Origin of the sequence: Paraburkholderia sp. BR10872, assembly GCF_040965835.1 — a bacterium.
Taxonomy (GTDB): domain Bacteria; phylum Pseudomonadota; class Gammaproteobacteria; order Burkholderiales; family Burkholderiaceae; genus Paraburkholderia; species Paraburkholderia nodosa_A.
On the sequence record NZ_JBFRCN010000078.1, the window covers coordinates 19,820 to 27,247 of the forward strand.

Sequence of the window (7,428 nt, forward strand, 5' to 3'; positions counted from 1 at the left end):
AGGGCACTACATCAGTGACTCGGGCGCACGAATCGGATGGCCGATCCATCATCGCCAAAGGCTGCCAGGGGCCGCCGTACCGGCTGCCATTGGAACGACGACATTGAGAACAACGACACTCGAGAACATTTCCGGCGCGATCAGCGTGTTTGCCGCCGTTGTCGACGCGGGGACCTTTGCCGCCGCGGCAGACGTGCTCGGCATGTCGCCGCCAGGCGTGAGCCGCGCGATTGCGAGGCTGGAGAAGCGGCTCGATATCCGGCTCTTCAATCGCACGACGCGATCGATTTCGCTCACCGAAGGCGGGCGCCGTTTCTACGAGCAGGTGGTTCCGCATCTCGCGGGGCTCGAGGAAGCGGCCATCGCGGCATCGGGCAATGCGTCGGCGGTGCGGGGTAAGCTGCGGGTGAATCTGGACCCGGTGTGCTATCGGGCGATTCTCGGCGCGGAACTCGACCGCTTCATGGACGCCCATCCCGAACTCGAGATCGAACTGATCGCGAGAGATAGTCTTGGCGACCTGGTTGCGGAGGGATTCGATGTCGCGATGCGATTCGGCAAGCCGCGATCCTCCACGCTGGTTGCTCGCAAGCTGCTCGATACCGCTGTCGTGACGGTCGCTGCGCCGGCCTATCTCTCGCGCTGGGGCAGGCCGCTGCGCCCCGAAGATCTCGAAGGCCCCGCTCACCGGTGCCTCGAATTCCGCGACCCTGAGACAGGCAAGCCTTATCCGTGGGAGTTTCATCGCAAGCGCAAGCACGTCGTGCTGGCGACGCAAGGGCGACTCACGGTGAACGATCCGGGCGCCTTGCTCAATGCGTGCCTGGCCGGTTCCGGCATTGCGCAAATGCTGCTTCTCGGCGCCGAGCCCCTGATTGCCGATGGCAGGCTGGTGAATCTGTTTCCTGACTGGCCCGACGAACGCTTCCCGCTATACGTCTACTATCCGTCGCGCCACTACACGCCCGCGAAAACGCGCGCATTCATCGATTTCATCGTTGCCTGGGCCGCTGGGCATTGATTGCGTCGACATCACAGCGGGACGCGTTGCCGGCAGCTCGAAAACGTGGATTCCAGCGGAGTGGAGTGATTCGCGCAGTTCTCCCCGTTGTTCCGGCAGTTGCACACGGCGGTTGCACAGAAACGATCCGGGCACCAGAGTCGTTCCCTGGTGAGCCATCCCGACCGGCCGGAAACGATTCGTGCTCAGTGCTTGCCCGGGAACGAGAACGTCGCACGCGCGCTGCCATTGCCGGCGACGTTTACACGCTGCGTCCTCGTTACCTCGTTATAGGTGGCGGTGATCGTGTAGCGTCCGGCCGGCAGTCGCACGAGCATGTACGGACCGTGCGAACGCGTGTCGAGCACCGACGTGCCGCCAGCGTTCGTTATCTGCACGTGCACGTCGGCCACATAGCTCGAACCGGGGCCGGTAAACAGCATCGAGAGCGGCCACTGGCTGCGCGCGTGCCGCAGTGCGGAAGACTCGTCGCGGCCGACCCCGCCGGAGACGAACGAGATGTCGCCTTGCTGCTCCGTTTGGGGCATGCCCGTTTGCGCGAGTGCGCTGCTTGCCATTGCGAATGCGCACATTGCAGCGAGCAGGGCCGACGCGATTCGGGGAACCTTGCGTTGCCTTTCCATCGTGGTCACTCCTTACAGTGATGTCGATCTCGCGCGCGCAGGGGCGGCGCCGCCGCTTGCGCAGGCCTCGTAACAGATTAGCTTTTTTCGACCCGCGATGCGCGCTGCACGCCGCGTTCACAGGCCGGCGCGCCGCATTCGCGAGCGTCATGCAAATCACATCGAATGCCGAATTTCCGTTGCGTTCGCAACAATCACATTACCGGTAGCTTGCAATTACCTGTCGGTTTGGCGCCTTTCATGCGTGTTAGCTACCGCCAGCCGGGAAAATACTGAGATAAAAGCCCGTAAGGGTACTCAATAGTTTTTATATGATTATTTGGAGTTTTGCTACATCAACCGGCGAAGCCCAAGCGGATGCATAAAAGCAAACGTTTGCGCGCTGCAACTAAACCGGTTTCCCCGCAGGAAGTCTGCCGGTGCCCGACCCGGCCGGCCGTTCTGCCAGACCCTGTTTACCGGTCTGATCAGTACTCCATAACGAACTCTCGGAGAGACATATGAGGATCACCCGTTGGCCCACCGCCGCCGTGCTGATTGCGATGGCCGCTGCCGCCCATGCCGGCGACAGCAGCAACGACGTACCTTATCCGTTGCCGATGCCATTGATGGCCATCCCCCAGAACCTCGGCGCGCACGTTCGTGCCGACCTGCTGCTCAAGCGCATGACGCAGGACGAGAAGCTCCAGTTCATCCATTCCGAATATCAGATGAGCGCCGTGCCGGGCGGCGGCGCGGGCTATATTCAGGGCGTGCCGCGTCTGGGCATTCCCGACCTCAATATGGTTGATTCCGCAACGGGCTCCGGCAGCACAAGCCAGAAGAGCACGACCTTTCCGGCGACGATCGCGCTCGCGGCAAGCTGGGACCCCTACCTCGCGCGCGACTTCGGCGCACGCATAGCCGACCAGTTGCGCGAGCAAGGATTCGGCATGGGACTGGGCGGCGGCACGAACCTCGCGCGCGAACCGCGCGGCGGGCGTCTCTTCGAGTACCTCGGCGAAGACCCCGTGCTGGCGGGCGAAATTCTGGCGGCGCGCACCATCGGTACGCAAAGCCAGCAGGTGATCGCCACGATCAAGCACTACGTCGGCAACGAACAGGAAACGGGCCGCCAGGGGGGCAACAGCCAGATCGACGAGCGCACGCTGCGCGAACTCTATCTGCTGCCGTTCGAAATCGCGGCGAAGGAAGCGCGCCCGGGCAGCGTGATGTGCAGCTACAACCGCCTGAACGGCACCTACGCATGCGAAAACACGCATGTGCTGACCGACGTGCTGAAGAAGGACTGGGGCTTCCAGGGCCAGGTGCAGTCGGACTGGGGCGCGACGCATAGCACGGCCCCGGCGATCAACGCGGGTCTCGACGAGGAAGAGGACGTGGGCCCGACGGTCTACCTCACGCCCGATCTGGTCAAACAGGCGATCGCTTCGAAGGCCGTGTCGCAGGACCGTCTGGACGACATGGTGCGGCGCAAGCTCTATGTGATGATCAGCACGGGCGTGCTGGACCATCCAGCGCAGGGCGGTGCCACGATCGACTTCGCGAAGTACAACGCGTTCACGCAGGCTGCGGAAGAACAATCCATCGTTCTCCTGAAGAATGACAACAGCCAGCTGCCGCTTTCGGCCCCGAGCCTGCACAAGATCGCGGTGATCGGCGCTCACGCCGATACGGCCGTGCTGAGCGGCGGCGGCTCGGGCAATACGCGCGATCCGGTCACGGGCAACTTCTCGGGCTGCGGCGGGCTCACGTTCGCTTCGTCCACGGGCTGCGGCTGGTGGACCAACCCGTGGCTCAAGCTCAATACGCCTATCACCCAGGCGATCCAGCAGCTCGCGCCTTCGGCGCAGGTGAGCTTCGCGGGCAACACCGACCAGACGCAGCCGTTCCGCGCCTATACGCAGCAGGAGATCACCCAGGCCGCGACGCTCGCTCGCCAGTCCGATGTCGCGATCGTCGTCGTGGCGCAGCCTGCGGGTGAGGACTTCGGCGATCTGCAAAGCCTGAGTCTCGCGAACCCGTCGAATCAGGATCAGCTCGTCGAGGCCGTTGCGAAGGCCAACCCGCGCACGATCGTGATCATCGAGAGCGGCAATCCGGTACTGATGCCGTGGAAGGACCAGGTCTCGGCAATCGTCGAGGCATGGTATCCGGGCGAGGGCGGCGGCAAGGCGATCGCGAACGTGCTGTTCGGACAGGTGAACCCTTCGGGCAAGCTGCCGGTCACGTTCCCGGTGCACGATCAGGACACGCCGACGTGGGGGACGAACGGCGCCTTCGCGACCGATCCCGTGTACTCCGAAAAGCTGGACATGGGCTATCGCTGGTATGACGCGAACAACATCACGCCGCTTTACGAGTTCGGCTATGGCCTTTCGTATACGCACTTCAGCTATTCGGGGCTGACGGTGAAGCAGGGCCCGGGGCATACGCTCACAGCGTCGTTCACGGTGCGCAACGATGGCCGCGTAGCGGGTGCGGAAACGGCACAGGTCTATCTGGGCGTGAGTTATGCCGGCGAGCCGCCGCGTCGTCTGGTTGGTTTCCAGAAGGTGTTTCTGAAGCCGGGTCAGTCGCAGCCGGTGCGCGTGACGATCACCGAACGTGCACAGAGCGTTTGGGACACGACGCATAGCGACTGGGCTTATGTTGCTGGCAGCGCGGTGTATGTGGGGGCTTCGTCGCGCGATATCCGCCTGCAGAGCCGGTAAGCGAGAGGACGCACAGAGGCTGCGGTGGCGGCCTCTGTGTTCAATTCCTGAAAACGGCCGGCTCGCGAACGTTTGCGAGCCGGTACAAAATCGAATTCGCAAGTCTTTCCGTACCTATCATTCGCACACGCGAGAACGTAAATGCATACTCTCGCGAACATGAATGACTTCCGCGGGTAATCCCCATTCAATCTGAATAGGGAAAGCAGGTAGACTTACGCACCCGTCCGTGGGCCTTCCTCCGCTTGCGCGTTTTCCAGATGCACGCCGTCACGCTTTACTGTGACTCTGTCTCGTAGTGCCGCGCGCACGCGACGCATGGAAGCTGAACCAAGAAGAATACTAAATCAGCCATGAGACTGATCACACGCGCAGTGAGCTGGCTTACCGAAGGCAACCGCCGCGGTCGAATCGTTGTGGTGCTCGTCCCCATGTGGATGAGTGCCGTTGCGGCGGCCGTGTTCGCTCAGCAGCCCCGTGCTGCGATAGCGTGGTTCGTCGCGGCACTCGCGTGCAGCGTTGTGCTATCGATGCTGCGCTTCTCCCAGCGACTCGCCGCTCGTTTGCGTTTGAGCGAGGAGCGTCTCAGCCTCGGGTTCGAAGGCATCAACGCTGGGCTATGGGACTGGGACCTGGTGAACGACCGTGCCTACTATTCTCGCTATCTGTATCAGCAACTCGGGTATGGCGACGGCGACCTCCCCATGGACACCCGCGCGTTCAATGCGCTCGTGCATCCTGCGGATCTGCTCCGTTTGCGCGAGACCATCATCAACCATCTGAAGCATGACAGCCTCTACGACGTCGAGTACAGACTGCGAATGGCCGATGGTCGATATCTGTGGTGCCGGGGACGCGGCAAGGCCATACGCGACGAGAGCGGCCGGGCGACGCGCATCGTCGGTTGCCTCTTCGATATCTCCGGGTTGAAGCGCGCAGAAGCGGCCGCCGCGAAGGAAAAGAGCCTCACCGAAGCCACGCTCGCTTCGATCGACGACGGTGTGATCCGCATGGACAACCAGGCGAGCGTGACCTATTGCAACGCCGCCGCCGAGCGCATGCTCGGGCGTGCCTCGCGCGATATCTACCTGAGGCCGTTGTTCGACGTCTGTGATCTCTACGACGAGCGGTCCGGCAATATCGTCACTGCGCAATGTCTGCACAACCGTGCTGCAGCGGCCGATGACGACGCGCAACGCAGACTCTCTGTGACGCGCCCGGATGGCTCGCTCCTGCCCGTGGCATGCTCTGTGGCGACGATCCGCGATGACGAAGAGGAAATGCTGGGCACGGTGATGGTGCTTCGAGACGCGAGCACGGAGCGCAAGCATGCCGCCGAACTCGAATATCAGGCTACGCACGATCATCTGACGGGTTTGCTGAACCGCCGCGAATTCGAGCGCCGGCTTTCGAGCTTGCTCGAGAAGGCCGGGACACGCCCGCATGCGGTGATGTTCCTCGACCTCGATCAGTTCAAGGTCGTCAACGACACGTGCGGTCACGCGGCCGGCGACGAATTGATCCGCAGTGTGGGTGGTGCCCTGAAAGAGCAGCTGCGCGCTGCCCATATCCTCGCCCGCCTCGGCGGCGATGAATTCGGCGTCGTGTTGCCGGAGTGCTGCATCGACGACGCCCTGCGGGTCGCGGAGGATCTGCGGGAGGCCGTGACGGTCATCCGGCTACCCTGGGACCAGCGTTTGCTGACGACCGGCGTGAGCATCGGTGTGGTGGAGGTGGACGCCGCGCAAATCTCGACGTGGGACATCATGAAGGCGGCAGACGTCGCCTGTTATATGGCCAAGGAAAAAGGCCGCAATCGCGTGCACCAGTATTGCCTCGAAGATCAGCTCCAGTCGACCACCCATACGCAGATGGAGTGGGTGGCCCGCGTGAAGGCCGCGCTCGAGCACGACCGCTTCCGCCTCTACGCGCAACAGATCAAGTCGCTCAAGGAGGGCGGTCCCGGCGAAGAAGTGCATGTCGAGTTGCTGCTGCGCATGGTCGACGAATCGGGTGAAGTGATTCCTCCCGCGTACTTCATTGGCGCCGCCGAGCGCTTCAACTTGATGCCGCTCGTCGATCGATGGGTGATCGGCCGTGCTTTCGAAGCCATTGCGGCGGGCCATCTCGCCGCAAACGTCTGGTCGATCAACCTCTCCGGCGCGTCGCTCGGCGACGAGGACTTATTCGCGTACATCGTGCAGCAGCAGCGTTGCGCAATCAGTTTCGAAAGCGTCTGCTTCGAGATCACGGAAACGGCCGTGATCACCAATCTCTCGAAAGCGATTACGCTCATGGAGAGCCTGCGAGCACTCGGCTGCCGATTCGCCCTCGACGATTTCGGCTCGGGCATGTCCTCGTTCACTTACCTCAAGCGCCTGCCCGTGGACTACCTGAAGATCGACGGCAGCTTCGTGCGCGGGATTGCCAGCAGCGACCTCGATCGGACGATCGTCCAGTCCATTCACCAGGTGGCCCATGCCGCCGGCAAGGCGACCATCGCTGAGTTTGTGGAAAGCGAGGCGATCATCGGTCGCCTCAGCGGGATTGGCATCGACTACGCGCAAGGGTTTTGTGTCGGGTTGCCCCAGCCGCTTCCCGAAGGCGTCGTCGAGACCGTCGGCGCTTGATCGATAGCGACATCACTGCGCTCGAATTCGATTGTGCTGCGACCCGTATGCAGCTGCCGTTCCCGATTTGGTGACAGAAGGGGCGACCTGTCACGTGTGGGTGCCGGTAGCTGTCGAAAATTGGCGTAGCGGACCCCAAAAATAAATATTCGAAAGTCGCTTGACGATATCCGGAATGACCCGCATAATTCGCCTCCTTCGCTGATCGCTGCGAACGAAAACGAAGCGATTAAGACGAATTGCTCTTTAAAAATTTACAGCCGATAAGTGTGGGCGCTTGATGCGGTGGCGACCCGATCATTCTTAGGAATGACCGGGAGCAGCAAAAGTATCAAGAGTCTCACACTAAAGTAAGTCAGGTTTTTGAATTTATTCAGAACCTGTCAGCTTTGAGTGAGCGACCGGTCTCGAGAGAGACCGAAAACAGTAACAGGTATTGA

The 7,428-nt window shown here is 61.9% G+C and carries 4 protein-coding genes; 3 read left to right on the top strand and 1 reads right to left on the bottom strand.

All coding sequences use genetic code 11. The features are described 5' to 3' along the window. Positions 1-103: 103 nt before the first annotated feature. Positions 104-1,021: a LysR family transcriptional regulator gene (locus AB4Y43_RS36995; protein WP_368618918.1), complete on the top strand. Its 918-nt coding sequence runs from the start codon at positions 104-106 to the stop codon at positions 1,019-1,021. Between the two features lie 185 nt (positions 1,022-1,206). On the opposite strand, the gene AB4Y43_RS37000 is transcribed toward AB4Y43_RS36995, so the two are convergent. Beyond that, positions 1,207-1,644 (bottom strand): carboxypeptidase-like regulatory domain-containing protein, encoded by a 438-nt coding sequence (locus AB4Y43_RS37000; RefSeq protein WP_069266552.1) that lies wholly within the window; start codon positions 1,642-1,644, stop codon positions 1,207-1,209. Between the two features lie 500 nt (positions 1,645-2,144). On the opposite strand from AB4Y43_RS37000, the gene AB4Y43_RS37005 reads away from it, so the two are divergent. Next, entirely contained in the window at positions 2,145-4,358 is a 2,214-nt protein-coding gene (locus AB4Y43_RS37005) for a glycoside hydrolase family 3 C-terminal domain-containing protein (RefSeq protein WP_368730045.1), read from the top strand. Positions 4,359-4,711: 353 nt separating this feature from the next. Then, positions 4,712-6,988 carry an EAL domain-containing protein gene (locus tag AB4Y43_RS37010; RefSeq protein WP_368730046.1) on the top strand — a complete coding sequence of 759 codons (2,277 nt, stop codon included), beginning with the start codon at positions 4,712-4,714 and terminating at the stop codon, positions 6,986-6,988. Positions 6,989-7,428: the final 440 nt, after the last annotated feature.

Coding starts and splice junctions, on each gene's coding strand:
- AB4Y43_RS37005 (WP_368730045.1), top strand. CDS start 2,145: ATGAGGATCACCCGTTGGCCCACCGCCGCCGTGCTGATTGCGATGGCC.
- AB4Y43_RS37010 (WP_368730046.1), top strand. CDS start 4,712: ATGAGACTGATCACACGCGCAGTGAGCTGGCTTACCGAAGGCAACCGC.
- AB4Y43_RS37000 (WP_069266552.1), bottom strand. CDS start 1,644: ATGGAAAGGCAACGCAAGGTTCCCCGAATCGCGTCGGCCCTGCTCGCT.